Source organism: Variovorax monticola, from assembly GCF_051216855.1.
In the GTDB taxonomy this organism is placed as follows: domain Bacteria; phylum Pseudomonadota; class Gammaproteobacteria; order Burkholderiales; family Burkholderiaceae_C; genus Variovorax.
Window position 1 is genome coordinate 1 of the sequence record NZ_JBPJZP010000006.1, and the last position, 14,955, is coordinate 14,955.

General features: G+C 68.6%; 15 protein-coding genes. 7 read left to right on the forward strand and 8 right to left on the reverse strand.

All coding sequences use genetic code 11. The annotated features are described in order from the left end of the window. The 3 genes from ACSFA5_RS20975 to ACSFA5_RS20985 all read left to right on the forward strand — a co-directional run. A partial coding sequence (locus tag ACSFA5_RS20975) for a ShlB/FhaC/HecB family hemolysin secretion/activation protein (protein ID WP_435445973.1) occupies positions 1 to 493 on the forward strand: 493 nt, incomplete at its 5' end. A 57-nt stretch (positions 494 to 550) separates the two neighbouring features. Continuing rightward, positions 551 to 1,150, forward strand: a complete 600-nt coding sequence (locus tag ACSFA5_RS20980) for a hypothetical protein (RefSeq protein ID WP_435445974.1) — start codon at positions 551 to 553, stop codon at positions 1,148 to 1,150. Then, positions 1,147 to 1,515 carry a hypothetical protein gene (locus ACSFA5_RS20985; RefSeq protein WP_435445975.1) on the forward strand — a complete coding sequence of 123 codons (369 nt, stop codon included), beginning with the start codon at positions 1,147 to 1,149 and terminating at the stop codon, positions 1,513 to 1,515. Before ACSFA5_RS20980 ends, ACSFA5_RS20985 begins: the two co-directional genes overlap by 4 nt. Positions 1,516 to 1,847: 332 nt before the next feature. Here ACSFA5_RS20985 and ACSFA5_RS20990 read toward each other — a convergent pair whose 3' ends face one another. From ACSFA5_RS20990 to ACSFA5_RS21010, 5 genes are read right to left on the reverse strand one after another with little or no spacing between them, the layout of a single operon-like run. Beyond that, positions 1,848 to 3,185, reverse strand: coding sequence for a four-carbon acid sugar kinase family protein (locus ACSFA5_RS20990; protein ID WP_435446560.1), 1,338 nt, complete (start codon positions 3,183 to 3,185; stop codon positions 1,848 to 1,850). A gap of 5 nt (positions 3,186 to 3,190) precedes the next feature. Further along, positions 3,191 to 4,462 (reverse strand): ribulose-bisphosphate carboxylase large subunit family protein, encoded by a 1,272-nt coding sequence (locus tag ACSFA5_RS20995; RefSeq protein WP_435446561.1) that lies wholly within the window; start codon positions 4,460 to 4,462, stop codon positions 3,191 to 3,193. A gap of 2 nt (positions 4,463 to 4,464) precedes the next feature. Beyond that, complete coding sequence (locus tag ACSFA5_RS21000; RefSeq protein WP_435445976.1) at positions 4,465 to 5,004, reverse strand: VOC family protein; 540 nt, start codon at positions 5,002 to 5,004, stop codon at positions 4,465 to 4,467. Positions 5,005 to 5,056: 52 nt separating this feature from the next. Further along, entirely contained in the window at positions 5,057 to 6,952 is a 1,896-nt protein-coding gene (locus ACSFA5_RS21005) for a TRAP transporter large permease (protein ID WP_435445977.1), read from the reverse strand. Between the two features lie 6 nt (positions 6,953 to 6,958). Beyond that, on the reverse strand, positions 6,959 to 7,987 hold the full coding sequence (locus ACSFA5_RS21010) for a TRAP transporter substrate-binding protein (RefSeq protein WP_435445978.1): 1,029 nt from the start codon (positions 7,985 to 7,987) through the stop codon (positions 6,959 to 6,961). A 113-nt stretch (positions 7,988 to 8,100) separates the two neighbouring features. Here ACSFA5_RS21010 and ACSFA5_RS21015 point away from each other — a divergent pair, with 113 nt between their 5' ends. Continuing rightward, positions 8,101 to 9,165, forward strand: a complete 1,065-nt coding sequence (locus tag ACSFA5_RS21015) for a LacI family DNA-binding transcriptional regulator (protein ID WP_435445979.1) — start codon at positions 8,101 to 8,103, stop codon at positions 9,163 to 9,165. 3 nt (positions 9,166 to 9,168) lie between these two features. On the opposite strand, the gene ACSFA5_RS21020 is transcribed toward ACSFA5_RS21015, so the two are convergent. After that, positions 9,169 to 11,007: an ABC transporter ATP-binding protein gene (locus ACSFA5_RS21020; RefSeq protein WP_435445980.1), complete on the reverse strand. Its 1,839-nt coding sequence runs from the start codon at positions 11,005 to 11,007 to the stop codon at positions 9,169 to 9,171. 5 nt (positions 11,008 to 11,012) lie between these two features. Further along, positions 11,013 to 11,669, reverse strand: a complete 657-nt coding sequence (gene alkB, locus ACSFA5_RS21025) for a DNA oxidative demethylase AlkB (protein WP_435445981.1) — start codon at positions 11,667 to 11,669, stop codon at positions 11,013 to 11,015. A 227-nt stretch (positions 11,670 to 11,896) separates the two neighbouring features. Between alkB and ACSFA5_RS21030 the strand changes: the two genes are divergently transcribed. From ACSFA5_RS21030 to ACSFA5_RS21040, 3 genes are all read left to right on the forward strand, one after another. Next, complete coding sequence (locus tag ACSFA5_RS21030; protein ID WP_435445982.1) at positions 11,897 to 12,127, forward strand: hypothetical protein; 231 nt, start codon at positions 11,897 to 11,899, stop codon at positions 12,125 to 12,127. A 4-nt stretch (positions 12,128 to 12,131) separates the two neighbouring features. Beyond that, positions 12,132 to 12,260, forward strand: coding sequence for a hypothetical protein (locus ACSFA5_RS21035; RefSeq protein ID WP_435445983.1), 129 nt, complete (start codon positions 12,132 to 12,134; stop codon positions 12,258 to 12,260). A gap of 161 nt (positions 12,261 to 12,421) precedes the next feature. Continuing rightward, a complete protein-coding gene (locus ACSFA5_RS21040; protein WP_435445984.1) occupies positions 12,422 to 14,338 on the forward strand; it encodes a hypothetical protein in 1,917 nt (638 codons plus the stop codon). A 75-nt stretch (positions 14,339 to 14,413) separates the two neighbouring features. Here the strand turns inward: ACSFA5_RS21040 and ACSFA5_RS21045 are convergent, their stop codons facing one another. Next, entirely contained in the window at positions 14,414 to 14,923 is a 510-nt protein-coding gene (locus ACSFA5_RS21045) for a murein hydrolase activator EnvC family protein (RefSeq protein ID WP_435445985.1), read from the reverse strand. Positions 14,924 to 14,955 lie beyond the last annotated feature (32 nt).

Sequence of the window (14,955 nt, forward strand, 5' to 3'; positions counted from 1 at the left end):
GCGCATTGCGCCGGAAGAAGAGTTCGGCGAAGGCACCTCGCGCCTGAAGCTGTACACGGCCGACATCAGCCTCAATGCGCCGTTCAAGCTGGGCGAGCAGAAGCTGCGCTACTCCGGTCTGATCCGCGCGCAGTGGAATCGCACGCCGCTGACGCCGCAAGACCGCTTCTCCATCGGTGGGCGCTACACGGTGCGTGGTTTCGATGGCGAGACAAGCCTGCTGGGCGAGCGCGGTTGGCTGCTGCGCAACGACATCGGCTGGGCGATGGGGCAGAGCGGGGCCGAGCTGTACGCAGGCATGGACTACGGTCATGTCGGCGGACGTTCGACCGCCGACCTTCTCGGCCGCAGCCTGACCGGCGCCGTCATCGGCGTGCGCGGCCAGTGGACCAAGTTGAGCTACGACTTCTTCGTCGGCGCGCCCGTCAGCAAGCCCGAGGGCTATCGCACTGCGAAGGTCACGCTGGGCTTCAACCTCAACGCAAGCTTCTGAGGGCTTCGGCCCACAAGTACGCGGTTCACCATCCATCAATTGCAAAGAGTCGTTCCCTTGAAAATACCAACCATCTGCAAGCTCGGCCTGTTGGCCGGTCTCGTCGCGATCCTGATCGGTTGCTCAACCGAGCAGAAGACCGCCATGGCGGCACAGAGCCGGGCAGATGTCGAGGCCGCTGTCAGCGCCTACGACAACCAGCTCGTTCAGCCCGGCGAGCCCTATGCGGTGCTCTCGGCGCAACCGCGCCCCATCGACGACGTCGCTGTTTTCAGCCCCTATCGACTTCTTGTGATCGACGGCAAGAAGTTGGAGCAAACGCCTTACTCATTCACCCGCGCGAGGCCGCTTCCGAGAGACATGGCTTTTTCGGAACTGAAGGTTCCAGTGGGAGCCCATGACTTGACCATCAACGGTGGCGCCATTCGCGCCTATTTCACCAAGTTCTCGAATGTCACGTTTGAAGCTGGTAAGCGATACGTCATCGTCGAGACAGCGGCGCCTGACGAAACGATCACGGTCCACGTTTCGGAATACCGTCAGGACAAACGTTTTGCGCCGTTCGACAAGGAGTACTACGTCATCGGCAAGCGCATCAGCGATGCTGTCGAGAGGGGTGGCTCGACCGTGGTGAACCTTGAAGGGCCCAAGCCATGAGGATCGCCGCCGCAATTGCTCTGCTTGCCGTGCTATCGGCGGGATGCTCCATCCTCGGCTATCGCGACGTGAACGACCTCAAGTCCGAAGCCAAGTACCGGGTTTCCAAAGAGATCGACCGCGACCCGGTGCTCGTCTACCGAGACGTGACGTATGCATTGGCTGCGTGCACTCGGAGTCAACCAGCCGGCCCATATCGGGCAGTTGCCTCCAACTTGAACAGGGAAACCGAGCACGGGGAGGTTTCTCTGACGCATCAGGGGCGGTTCATCGCAAGGTACGAGATCTCAAAGACCAGTGACGGCAAAGCGCAAGTTTCCGGGTGGTGGTTGATCGGAGCGCTGTCCTGCCAGCCTCGGCTTTGAGCATCGCCGAGCGAATCTTCGACGACAGAACGCGCATCGGTGCGGCAAGTCGCATGCCTGAGACACCCCATCACGTGGAACTCCACGACGTCAAACCGGGGCAGTCCAAGCTACTTCTCCTATGACACGCTGCTGAGCGAGAACAAGGCGGCATACGAAGGTCTGCGCCAGGAACTGTTCGCCACCATCGGGAGAGTGATGAGCAACGATTTTCCGAAGCAGGAATAGCGATCGTGGTCCGTCAAGGGTGGCCATTCCCGGCATGCGTCGACGCACCACGGACTGATTCTGACGAACCGCGCCATGTGCAGGCAACCGAACGGCATCCCGACTCAGCTGCCCACGCCATGCACCAGCCGCTCGAACACATCCTCCGTTCCCATCTGCCCGCCTTTCAGCATGACTTCCATGCCGTCGAGCGCCGCGTCGTCGCTGCGCACGCGGCACAGCGACGCGCCGGCGCCCATGTCGGCGACATAGGACAGCCCCCACGCGTCCAGCGCCTGCACGCCGTGGCTGGAGGTGTCGCCGCCGGCCACGCCGATGCGGGTCAGCGGCACGGTCGCAAGCACTTGCGCCAGCAGATCGCCCCCCGCGCGCGCCAGCGCCTGGGCGTCCAGTTCGGCGCCTGAAGGCATCGCGTTGGGCGCGCGGGTGCAGGCCAGCACGTGATGGCCGCGCGAGAGGCTTCGGACGATGGCCTCGGCGTGATCGGCCACGGCGGCTGCGTCGCGTTGCGCGAGCTTCTGCGCGTCCAGCCACACGATGTCGAACGACTTCGCCGCCGCCACCTGCCGCGCCGTGACGGGCGACAGGCTCCCCGCGAGCACCAGCACCGGGCCCTTCGCCGGTGTCACGCCGGGCCGCGCAGCCGGGGCGCGGACGCTGTCCCCGTCCCCGCTCAACGAAGACATGGCCATCGCCAGCGCATCCACCACGCTGCTCGGCCCCGCCGCCAGCAGCGTGGCGCCTTGCGCCCTGGCCCACAGCACTTCGCCGATGGCCCGCAGTTGCGTTGCGTCGGCCACGTCGAACAGCACGGCGTCCGCGGGCGGCGAATGCAACGCGTGGCGCAGCGCGCTGTCCAGCGCATCGCTGCCGTGCGATGCCGCAGTGAAGGGCATCGAACGCACATCCGTCAGACCCTGCTTCGCCAGGTGCAGCCGCAGGTCGGCCTCGTCCATCGGCGTGACTGGATGCCGGCTCATCGTCGGATGCCGGTCGATGCGATGCACCTCGCCGCCGCTTCCCGCCGCCGCGAACAGGTTGCCGAACAGGCAATAGCGCCCCAGGTTCGGTTGCCCGCCGACGATGGCAGTCCACGGCTGTTCGACGGCGGCGCGCAGCACACGCACGGCCGCGCCGATGGAGCCGATGTGCGGCGCGCTGTCGAAGGTCGAACAGGTCTTGTAGTGCAGCACGCGCGCGCCCAGCGAGCGGAACAGGGTGGCCACGGGCCGCAGCTCGGCCTGCATGGCATCGGGCGTCATCGCGCGCGCGGCGCCCGCGATGCCCAGTACGTCGAGCGGGCCCACGTTGCCGAGCCGCGCGGCGTCGGGCGTCTTCAGGAACAGCAGCGCACGCAGCCCCGCGCGCGCCGCGGTCCCTAGGGTGTCGGTCGCGCCGGTGAAGTCGTCGCCGTAGTAGACGACCGCCGGGCGCGGGCTCATTTGGCTCATGGCTTGCCGAAGAAGGCGAGGGCGCGTGCCAGCTCTGGCTGGCCTTTGGCCGCGTCCGCGAGCGGCACGCCTGCGCGCGCGGCCGACCACGCCTGCCGGATGCTCGTCACGCCCGCCGCCGCGCCATCGGGGTGCGCGAGGATGCCGCCGCCCGCCATGAAGAGCAGGTCGTCGCTGCCGATGGCCGCCCAGGTCGCAGGCACGGTGCCGGCCCATTGGCCCGACGAGAACGCGGGCATCACGCGGTCGTCCGCTGCGTCGGTCAGCGGCGTGTAGCAGTCCCGTGCCGACCCGACAACCTCGCTGTCGGGCTGCGAGAACTTGCCCTGCAGCCCGTGCACATGCATGTGGTCCACACCGGCCAGACGCCACAGCGTCTGGTAAGCCTGGAACGAAATGCCCAGCAGCGGATGCCGCGACAGCGCCCCGTACCCGTTGCGGTGCCCGTGCACGGCCAGGCCGGTGTGCCGCCGCAGCGTCTGCATGCCCGAGTGCCCGCACCAGTTCAGGCTGGCCATCACGCACGAGCCGCCTTCGCGCTCGACCAGGTCGGCATGCCGCTTCATCGCGTCGGTTTCGTCGGTGATGTTGAAGGCCACCATCACATGCTTGCCGGTGCGCTGCCGGTGCGCGCGCACGACGGCCATCACGGCGGGCACGCGCTCGGCGAGCGGGGCGTGCGCGGGGTCGGCGCACACCTCGTCGTCCTTGATGAAGTCGACGCCCGCGGCGCACAGCCGGTCGACCAGCTCGGCCGTCTCGGGTGCGGAAAGCCCCACGTTCGGCTTGATGATGGTGCCGACCAGCGCACCGCTCGCCACGCCGGTCGCGCGCCGCGTGCCGGCGATGCCCACACGCGGCATGTCGAACTGCGCGCGGTACGCGGCAGGCACCTGCAGCGACTCGAGCCGCAGCCCGGTCACCTCGCCCAGGTCGTACAGGTTGCCCGACACCGTGGCCGCGAGCGTTGGCAGGTTCGCGCCGATGTTCGCCACCGGAAACGCGATGTCCACATGCGCGCGCCGCCAGGGGCCCTTCGCGCCCTTGCGCTCCAGCAGGGCATTGGACAGCGATGGCGCCTCGGCCGGCGCGAGTTCGGTGATGGCCTCCACCGTGGCGCGTGCCCGCGCGCGCAGCGCGTCGGTCTCGCCTTCCACCCGCGTGAAGGTGCCGCACGACTGCTCGCCGGCCATCACCTCGGCCACGGCGGCCAGGTCGTGCGGCGTCTCGATGAGGTAGCGCGCGCGAATGCGCTCGGGTGCCGTCACGCTCACAGCTTGCTCAGGTCGGGAAAGGGCCGCACGGGATCGCTGCCGTCCCAGCCTTCGGACGCGCTGCGGATCAGGTCGAACATCCGGCCCTTGGGCCCCGCCACTTCCGACAGCTCGATGACGGTGCCCGGGTGGTACTCGGTGTCGAAGTAGATGAAGCGCCCGCGCTCGCCAACTTCGCCGCTCATCACGGGCTTGAAGCCTTGCGCGGTCAGGCGTGCCAGGTCGGCGTCGTAGTCGGCCGTCCAGTAGGCGACGTGCTGCAGCCCGGTGCGCCCGGCCTGCAGGAAGTCGCGGTACATCGAGGGCACGTCGTTGCGCGTCTGGATGAGCTCGACCTGCACATAGCCCGAGTTGGCCAGCGCCACCGAGTTGTGCGGCTCGTGCGCCTCGCCCTTGTAGCGGTAGTTCTTGATGGGCACCTTGGGGTTGTAGAACCAGGGGCCCACGCCGAGCGTGGTGCTCCAGTAGTCCATGGCGGCTTCGATGTCGTGCACGACATAGCCCAGTTGGCGGATCTCGCCGAGGAATCGACTCATGGGGTGTGGCTCCGTGAATGTGGATGTGAGTGTGTTGTTGTGGTGGTGGTCATCAGAACTTCAGGAAGCCGGTCGAGAACCACGGGAACGCGGCCACGATCACCAGGCCCACCAGCATCGCGCCGATGTAGCCCCAGATGTGCTTGATGCCTTCGTCGGGGTTGACCTTGCTCACGGCGCACGCGCCGTAATAGCCCACGCCGAAGGGCGGCGCGAACAGGCCGATGCCCATCGAGAAGATGACGACCATGGCGTAGTGCACCTCGTGCACGCCCGCGGCCTTGGCAATGGGGAACAGCAGCGGCCCGAACAGCACGATGGCCGGAATGCCCTCGAGCACGCTGCCCAGCACGATGAAGGCGACGATCGACACCGCCAGAAAGCCGTAGGCCCCGCCGGGCAGCGCGCCCATCGCGCGCGCCAGGTCCTGCGAGAAGCCCGACTGCGTCAGGCCCCACGCCATGGCCGTGGCGCAGCCGACGATGAAGATGATGGCGCCCGAGAGCGAGGCGGTGTCGATCAGCATCGGCTTGAGCCGCTTCCAGTCGAACTGCCGGTACACGAAGAGCCCGACGAGCGCCGAGTACACGATGCCGATGGTCGAAACCTCGGTGGCGGTGGCCACGCCCTCGACCACGGCCGCGCGAATCACGAAGGGCAGCAGCACCGCGGGCAGCGCGACCATCAGCAGCTTGCCGATTTCTCGCTTGCTGTAGCGCTGCACGCCGCTCAGGTCTTCGCGGCGGTAGCGCCACCACACCACCACGCACAGCGCGGCCCCCAGCACCACGGCCGGCAGCAGGCCGCCCGTGAACAGCGCCGCGATGGAGATGCCCGTGACCGAGCCGATGGTGATGAGCACGATCGACGGCGGAATGGTCTCGGTCTGCGCACCGGTGGCCGACAGCAGCGCGACCAGGTCGCCGGGCTTGGCGCCGCGCTTGACCATCTCGGGAAACAGCACGGGCGCAATGGCCGCCATGTCGGCGATCTTGGAGCCCGAGATGCCCGACACCAGGTACATGGCGCCGATCAGCACATAAGACAGCCCGCCGCGCACGTGGCCCAGCAGGCTGGCCAGGAACTGGATCATGGCGCGCGCCATGCCGGTCATCTCGATGAGCGCACCCAAAAAAATGAACAGTGGCACCGCCAGCAGGATGAGGTGCGACATGCCTTCGTCGAGCCGCCCCACCATCACCAGCAGCGGCGTGCGCGTGGTGAGCGCCAGGTAGCCGAAGGTGGCCAGCGCAAAAGAGAACGCGATGGGCACGCCCGACAGCACGGTGGCCGCCACCACCACCACGAAGAAGATGACGAGGTTGAACTTGCCCAGGCCCGCGAACAGCGGCGCTGCCAGCCAGAAGGCGCCCACCAGCGCGGCCATGCCGAGCACCGCCACGGCAATCTGCCGGCCGGTGCACACGCGCAGCAGGCGCAGCAAGGCCATCGCCAGCATGATGCCGATGCCCGCCGGAATGGCCGCCGCGCGCCAGGCGTTGCTGATCTCCAGCGCGGGCGTGACGATGAACGACTCTTCGTGCGCGTAGTCGATCGACGGCCACATGATGAGCACCAGGAACGCGACCGATGCCGCGATGGCGAAGGCGTCCAGCAGGGCGCGGGTGGAGGGCGTCACCTTCTGCAGCAGTGCCGTCATGCGCATGTGCTCGCCGCGCCGCAGCGCGACCACGGCGCCCAGCATCGACAGCCACAGGAAGAGGATGGACGCGAGTTCGTCCGACCACACCAGCGGCGCGTGGAACACATAGCGCGACACCACGCCCGCGAACAGCACGCAGATCTCGGCCAGCACCAGCAGCGCGGCCACCGCCTCGACGGCGCCGCCGAGCACGCGGTCGGCGCGCGACGCGATGCCGCTCGACAGGTTGGCCGACGCGCCGGCACCCGAGAGAGCAGCCGCCTCGACAGTCGATTCATGCACCATGGACGCTCAAGCCAGCTTGCCGACGGTGCCTTCGAGCAACGCCCAGGCCTCGGGGCCGAAGCGGCCCTTCCATTCACCGTAGAAGCCCGACTCGCGCAGCCTGGCGCGAAAGCTGTCGGCGGTGGGGCGGTTGATGGTGAGGCCCTTGGCCTGCAGGTCGCCGACCACCGATTCGTTGAGCTTTTTGATGTCTTCGCGCTGCTGCATGCCGGCGTCGTTGATGGCGCGCGCCACGATGGTCTTCAGGTCGTCGGGCAGGGCGTCCCAGGCGCGGCCGTTGGCAACGAACCAGTAGCCGTCCCAGATGTGGTTGGTGAGCGAGCAGAACTTCTGCACCTCGAACAGCTTGGCCACCTGGATGATGGGCAGCGGGTTTTCCTGCGCGTCGACGATCTTCGTCTGCAGCGCCGAATACACCTCGCTGAACTGCAGGCTGGCCGGCGCGGCGCCCAGGCCCTTGAACATGGAGATCGACAGCGGGCTCACGGGCACGCGGATCTTCAGGCCGTCCATGTCCTTGGCATTCGCTACTGCGGCCTTGCTGCTGGTGGTCTGGCGAAAGCCGTTGTCCCACATCTTCTCGAAAGCGTAGAGGCGCGACTTGGCAATGGCGCCGCGCACGTGCGCACCGACCTTGCCGTCCATCGCGCCCCACACCTGCGCGTAGTCGTTGAACGCGAAGCCCACCGCGTTGATGGCCGCCACCGGCACCAGCGTGGCGATGACGAGCGCCGACGGCGTGAAGAACTCGATGCCGCCCGAGCGCACCTGCGCGAGCATGTCGGTGTCGCCGCCGAGCTGGTTGTTGGGAAAGATCTTGATCTCGACGCGGCCCCTGGTTTCCTTGGCGATGCGGTCGGCCGCCTCTTGCGCGCGCACGTTCAGCGGATGGCCGAGCGGCAGGTTGTTGCCGTACTTGTACGAGAACTCGGCGGCGCGCGCGATGCGCGGCACGGCCGTGACGATGCCGGCGGCGGGGAGGGCGGAAAGGGCGCGCAGGGCGCTCCGGCGGGTCATGCGGTTCGGCGATGTCATGTCTGTCTCCGTTATGCGTTTGATGCAATCTGATGCACCATGGTCTTCAAGGCCCATTGAAGATAGAAGCATGCATGATCCGGGTCAAACTTCTGCCTGATGGTTTTTGATGTATGCGGGAAAACCCTTCACTCGATTCCTTGCCGCCTGATGCGCGCCGCGCCCGCGTGGTCGACATCGCGCGCGCCGCGCAGGTGTCGACCGCCACCGTCGACCGCGTGCTCAACCGCCGCCCCGGCGTGCGCGACGCCACGGTGCAGCGCGTGCTCAAGGCTGCGGGCGAGCTCGACTACCTGCCGGGCCCCGCGCTGTACGCCGCGCTCACGCCGCCGCCGCTGCGCCTGGTGTTTTTGCTGCCTGCCGGCACCAACCGCTTCATTCGCATGCTGGGCGACATGGTGGGCTACGCGCAGGAGCACTGGGCGCCGTTCAACGTGCAGTGCCGCACGGTGTTCATCGAGAGCTTCAATCCGCACGAGCTGGCCGACGCGCTGCGCCGCCACGGCCAGCGCTGCGACGGCATCGCGATGATGGCGCTCGAGCATCCGGCGGTGCGCGAGGCGGTGGCCGCGCTCGCGGCGCGCGGGCTGCCGGTGGTCACGCTGATTTCCGACCTGTCGAACTCGGAGCGCGCGGCCTTCGTGGGGCTGGACAACCGCGCGGCCGGGCGCACGGCGGGCTACCTCATCGGGCGCTTCATCGGCGCACGCACGGCCAAGGTGGCGCTCATTGCAGGCAGCCTGAGCTACAAGGCGCACGAGGAGCGCGAGGCCGGTTTCCTGCACGTCATCGACGAGATGTTTCCGCGGCTCGAGGTGGTGGGCCTGCGGGAAGGCCAGGACGACGCGGGCAAGAACCACCGCCAGACCCGCGCGCTGCTGGAGCAGTTCCCGGAGCTGGGCGGCATCTACAACATCGGCGGCGCGTCGGACGGCGTGGCGCGCGCGCTGAAGGAGGCGGGGCGCGAGCAGAAGGTGGTCTTCATCGGCCATGGGCTCACGCCCGACACGCGCGCGCTGCTGATCGACGGCAGCATGGACGCGGTGATCACGCAGAGCCCGCACACCACGCTGATGAACTGCGTGCGCATCTTCACCAACCTGCGCGACAAGCGCGAGCCGCTGGGCGGCGTGGAAACGACGCGCAGCCAGGTCATCTTCCGCGAGAACCTTCCGTAGTTCTCAAGCGTGCGCGCCGGCCGGTGCCGCCATGCGCTGCAGCAGGGGCTGGCGTGCCAGCACCGCGTCGCGCGGGCCGTGGTCGAGCACATGGCCGGCCTCCATCAGCACCACGGTGTCGAAGCGCTCCAGCAGGCTCAGGCGGTGGATCGACGCGATCACGCAGGCGTCGGGGAAAGCGTCGGCGATGCGCGCCAGCACGCGGGCCTCGGTGTTGGCGTCGAGTGCGCTGGTGGGCTCGTCGAGCAGCAGCAGCGAGCTGCCCTGCGCCGCGAGCACGCCGCGCGCCAGGCACAGCCGCTGCCGCTGTCCGCCCGACAGGTTGAAGCCGCGCTCCGACACGGCCGTGTCGAGGTGGCCGTGGTTGGCCTTGAGCACCTCGTCGAAGGTGCTGGTGTGCAGCGCGGCGTTCAGCAGCGCGTCGTCGTGCGGCTGGCCGAAGGCGAGGTTCTCGCGCACGGTGGCCTCGAAGAGCTCGGTCTCCTGCGGGATCAGCGTGGCCAGGCGGCGCAGCTGCGCCCAGTCCATGGGCCGGCCGTCGAAAGAGAGCGTGCCGCTCGTCGGCGCATAAAGCCCGGCCAGCACGCGCAGCAGCGTGCTCTTGCCGCCGCCGCTGGGGCCCACCAGCGCCACGCGCTGGCCGCGGCGCAGCGTGAGCGCCACGTCGTGCAGGCCGCTGCGCGCGGGTTCGCCGTTGCCGGCTTCGGGCACCGCACCGCGGGCGGCGTAGCGCCATTGCAGGCCTTGAATGTCCATCTGACGCCACTGCGCGTCGGCCACGATGCGCTCGCGCTCCGGTACCTGCTCGGGCGGCGTGGCGTGCTCGTCGCCGGCGCCGCCTGTGCCGCTCGATGGCGCCTGCCAGATCGGCTCGGCGCTGCTGTAGTCGGTGTGCATGCGCGCGAAGAAGCTGAAGTTGGCTGCCACCGAAGTGACGACGCCAGCCGCCTGCTGCGCGTACTGGTAGATCATGAACACCGCCCCCAGCATCACGGTCTGCCCCGGCGCGCGCGCCTGCCACACGTAGACCACCACCAGGCCCCAGGTCAGCGCCAGCCCCATCAGGTCGACCGCGAACCACTTGCCTTCGTTCAGCACCACGGTGCGCTTCAGCGGCAGCGAAATGGCGGCCATGCGACGGCGCAGCAGCAGCCGCGACGCGCCCTGCAGGCGCAGGCCGATCACGGTGGAGGCATTGCCCACGAAGTCGAGCAGCGCCGCCACGTAGCGCCGGTCGGCGTCGTTCTCGGCGCGCGCCAGCTTCATGAGCGCGCGGTCGATGCGCACGATGACCAGGCCGATCAGCACGTAGCCCGCCAGCGCCGTCGCGCCGCTGGTGCGCGACAGCAGCGCCAGCGCCACCAGCGGGCCGACGAAGTTGACGGCGTTGGTGAGCCAGATGAACTGGTTCTGCGCAAAGTCGGACAGCGCGCGGCTGGCCTGGTGCACGCGGTGCTGCAGCTCGCCCGAATGGTGGCCGTCGTGCCACGCCAGCGGCGCGGCGGCGATGCGCGCGTACAGCTCGTCGGCCAGCCGCTCGCGCACCTTCATGCCGACGTTGCGCTCCAGGATGCGGCCGGGCCCGTGCAGCACCCAGGCCCCCACGTACACGCTGGCCAGCGTCGCGATCCACCGGCCCGCGCCGGGCAGGTCGCCGCGCTGCAGCGCGTTGATGGCCTGGCCCGCCAGGTAGGGCAGCGCCAGGCGAATCAGCTGCGAGCAGGCCAGCAGCCCGGTGGCGCCCAGCAACTGCCCGCGCGCGCCGGCGGCGAAGTGCCATAGCGCTACATACAGTTCGCGAATGGCGTTGCCGGGGGCCAGTGTCTTGTCGGAGGTCTGCATGCGTGTCAGCCGGCCTTGCGGAAGGTGAGGTTGATGCGGACCGCACCCAGCAGCGGGTGCGCATCGTCCTTCAGCGGCAGCACGCCGTGGTAGCGCAGCCGGTCTTCACCGCCCCACACCACCACGTCGCCGTGCGCGAGCGGCACGCGCGCCGGCCTGTCGCCGCGCGCCAGCCCGCCGAACAGGAACGCGGCCGGCATGCCGAGCGACACCGAGACGATGGGCGCGCCGTGGTCGCGCTCGTCCTTGTCCTGGTGCAGCGACAGCCGCGCGCCGGGCACGTAGCGGTTGACCAGGCAGGCGTCGGGCGCGAAGCCGTCGAAGCCCGCCGCCGCGGCCGCCTCGCGCGCCAGGCGCGCGAAGGGTTCTGGCATGGGCGGCCAGGGCCGGCCGGTGTCGGGGTCGGTGGGGCTGTAGCGGTAGCCGCGCCGGTCGCTGGTCCAGCCCAGCGCGCCGCAGTTGGTGAGCGCGACGGACATGGTGAAGCCGCCCGGCGTAACCAGGTGGCGGAAGGGCGCGCGGCCGGTCAGCGCTTCGATCGCCGGCAGCAGCGTGCCCACGAAGGGCAGGGCGAACCCGGGCAGCACGAAGGCGCCGGGCCCGAGCGCTTCGCGCACCGCGCGCGGCGGGTCGTCGAACAGGGCGAGGGTCGTGGTGGTCATGTGCCCCTCGATCTTTGCTGAAAAGCGGCGGCATGTGCCGCCCGTGTGCCGCCCGTGTGCGCCCGCAAGCGCGTCGGTCCACATGCCGCACCCGCATGCCGGGCTCCCATATTCGGGGGATGCAGCGCGCGGACGCAGCCTTTAGCCTCGGACTCCCTCTGCCGCAAGTAGTGCTTAGGGTTTAAATTCTTGGCACCGCGTAACAGAAGGGTTATGGTGTATTCATCATGGACAGTGCCCGACTCGCCCTGAATGTTCCAGAAGGCTGGACGGGTTGGATCGAGCTCATGCGCACCCCCAGCGGCACCTACGCCGGCATCTGCGAGCTGAGCCTGCAAGGCATTCCGCGCTGCGCCCTGGTGATCACACAGCAGTTGTCCTGGGATTCCGCGGTCGAGCGGGCCACGGTGCGCGCGGGCCATTTCGTGCGGCAGTGGGGGCCGGCTCGGGAGCACTGAAGTCATGGAGTGGGTGAGCCCGGCCTCGGGGGACGCGGCCGACACCCTGCTGCACCAGGAGCCGGAAACCGACTTCTGGGCGCGCTGGCGGCTGAACCTGCTGGCGCCGCTGGTGCCCGAGAGCCTGCTCTAGAGGCCGGGCGCGGGGAGGGCACAGGCCTCGCAAGGCCACATGCGCGTGGCTGTCGCATCCTCAAAACACAGGATGGCGGCACGAAGGAGGGCACAGAAGAATCGCAACACTCGTGTTACGAGTTGATTCTTTTGTTTGCCCCTCTTCACCTGAAAACACTCATGAAAACAAATCCTGTGACCCCGGCAACAGCCGCCAGGCTCTTCCAGACGACGCGCAGCGCGTGCGCGGCGGCGTTGCTGATCTCGCTGGCCGCATGCGGCGGAGGCGGGGGTGGTGGCGGTGGCGGGTTCGCCGGATTCCCGGTCGCCGGTGGCACCGCCACCCCGCCGGCCAGCAATCCGCCCGCCAGCGATCCGCCGGCCGCGGCTGTTACGTTCTCGGGCACCGCGGCCTCCGGTTTGCCCCTGTCGGGTACCGTCACGGTGAAGGACGCCAAGGGCGCGACCAAGACCGTGCAACTGGTCGACGGCAACTACCTCGTCGACGTGAGCGGCATGACCGGGCCCTTCGTGTTTCGCGCCGAGGGCGTGGTGGGTGGCCAGCGCACCGTGATCCATTCGGCCGCCACCGCCGCCGATGCCAACGGCACCATCAACATCACGCCGCTGACCGACCTGGTGGTGGCCAACATCGCCGGCCAGGTGGCCGCGAAGTATTTCGACGGCGGCGAGTTCTCCGGGCTCTCGGCCACCGAGCTCAAGGCCGAGTCCGACGCGCTGAAGGCCAAGCTGCTGCCGGTGCTGCTGGCGCTGGGCGTCGATTCGAGCATCGACCTGCTGCGCACCGCCTTCACGCCGCTGTCGAGCGCGCTGGACAAGGCGCTGGACGTGCTGCGCGTGAGCGTGGACCCGGCCACCAACGTGGCCACCATCACCAACATCGTCACGCAGCAGCAGATCACCGACGACCTGGCCGTGAAGGCCGCGCAGGACGCCGGCACCACGCCGCTGAGCGGTGCGGGCCTGGACACCGCGGCCGACGACATCACGCTGATCCGCAAGGTGCTGAGCGACTTCGTGGGCAAGTTCGCCAACGGACCGGCGGCACCCGGCGTGCTGCTGACGCTGATGACGGACGGCACCAACCCCGTCACCGGCACCTACGGCTTCAGGTCGTCGGACCAGAGCGGCCAGCAGTTCGCCAACGAAGCGGCGGCGGACACCAACCTGGTCGGCGCCAGCTTCACGGACGTGGTCATCAACCGCATCAACTACACCATCGACGCGAACAACACGAGCCCGCGCGCCTTCGTGGAGTTCACGCACCGCGACAAGAACGGCGTGGCCTTCAGCAACAACCAGGGCATGCAGATCGTGAAGGGCACCGACGGCGCGTGGCGGCTGCGCGGCGACGGGCGCGTGTTCGACCTGGACCCGCACATCCAGGCGAGCAAGGACAAGGCCACGGGCTGCGTGAGCACGTCGATGCAGTTCTCCATCCAGGACACCAACACCACCAACAGCGGCACGGCCGCGTCAGTGGTCGTCACGGGCCCGGGGCTGCCGGTGGGGGGCCTGCGCCACATGCGCGCGGCCGGCGGCACCTGGCCGCTGCAGGGGTCGGCCACCAACAACATCTACTACCTGGCGTCGAACTGCAGCAACATTCCGGGCACCGCCGGCCTGTCGGACAGCGACATCGCGGCGATTCCGGCCACGCCCGAGTACACCTTCACGGCGTACGAGGTCGACGGCACCACGGTGGCCAAGTTCAGCGGCTTCGACATCGTCTACAAGCACCGCTTCCATGCGCGGCCCATGACGCTGGCCGAAGCCACGGCTGCCGCGTACCCGAGCTTCACGGCCACGCCTGCGCTGGCCGCCTACACCGGCGGCGCCGACTTCTCGGTCAGCGCCACGGGCCTGAACCCCGGCTTTGCGGCCGAGTTCTTCCTGAGCCTGATGACGGGGCCGACGACCGGCGTGCGCGACCAGGCCGACGTGGCGCCTTCGGCCGCAGGTGCTGCGTCGAAGACGTTCAACCTGCCGACCCAAAGCGGCATCGCCTACAAGAACATGTTCGTCAGCACGCGCGACGCCACCTGGCGCGACGTGGTGCTGCGCGACCAGAACTGAGGCTGCGTTCGCAAAAAAGCAAAAGCCCCGAAAGGGGCTTTTTTCATGTGCGCGGGGCCCGTGTGCTGGGGCCGGTTACTGCAGCAGCAGTCCGTTGAGGTACGGCTCCGGGTTCACGGCATTGCCGTTCTTGCGGACCTCGAAGCGCAGCTTCACGCGGTCGGTGTTGCTCTTGCCCATTTCGCCGATTTTCTCGCCCTGGCGAACCACCTGGTTTTCCTTCACGCCGATGGTCTGCAGGTGCGCGTAGGCCGTGAGGTAGGTCTCGTTGTGCTTGACGATGATCATGTTGCCGTAGGCCGGCAGTTCGCCGCCCACGTACACCACGCGGCCGTCGGCCGAGGCCACGATGGGGTCGCCCGCGTTGCCGGCGATGTCGATGCCCTTGATGCGCACGCCGTCGAAGCGCGCAATGGTCGCGCCGGTGGCGGGGCGCACGAACAGCGCCTGGCGCTGCGCGGGCGGCGCGACGACCGGGCCTTGGCCCGTGCGCGGCGTGTTGAGGTCGGTCGTGGTGCAGGCCGCGAGGCTCAGGGCAACCAGGGCCAGGGCGGCGGTACGGGAAACAAAAGTCTGAAGATGCATGGCGCTGTGTGGGAACGGGTTCGTTGAAGAGG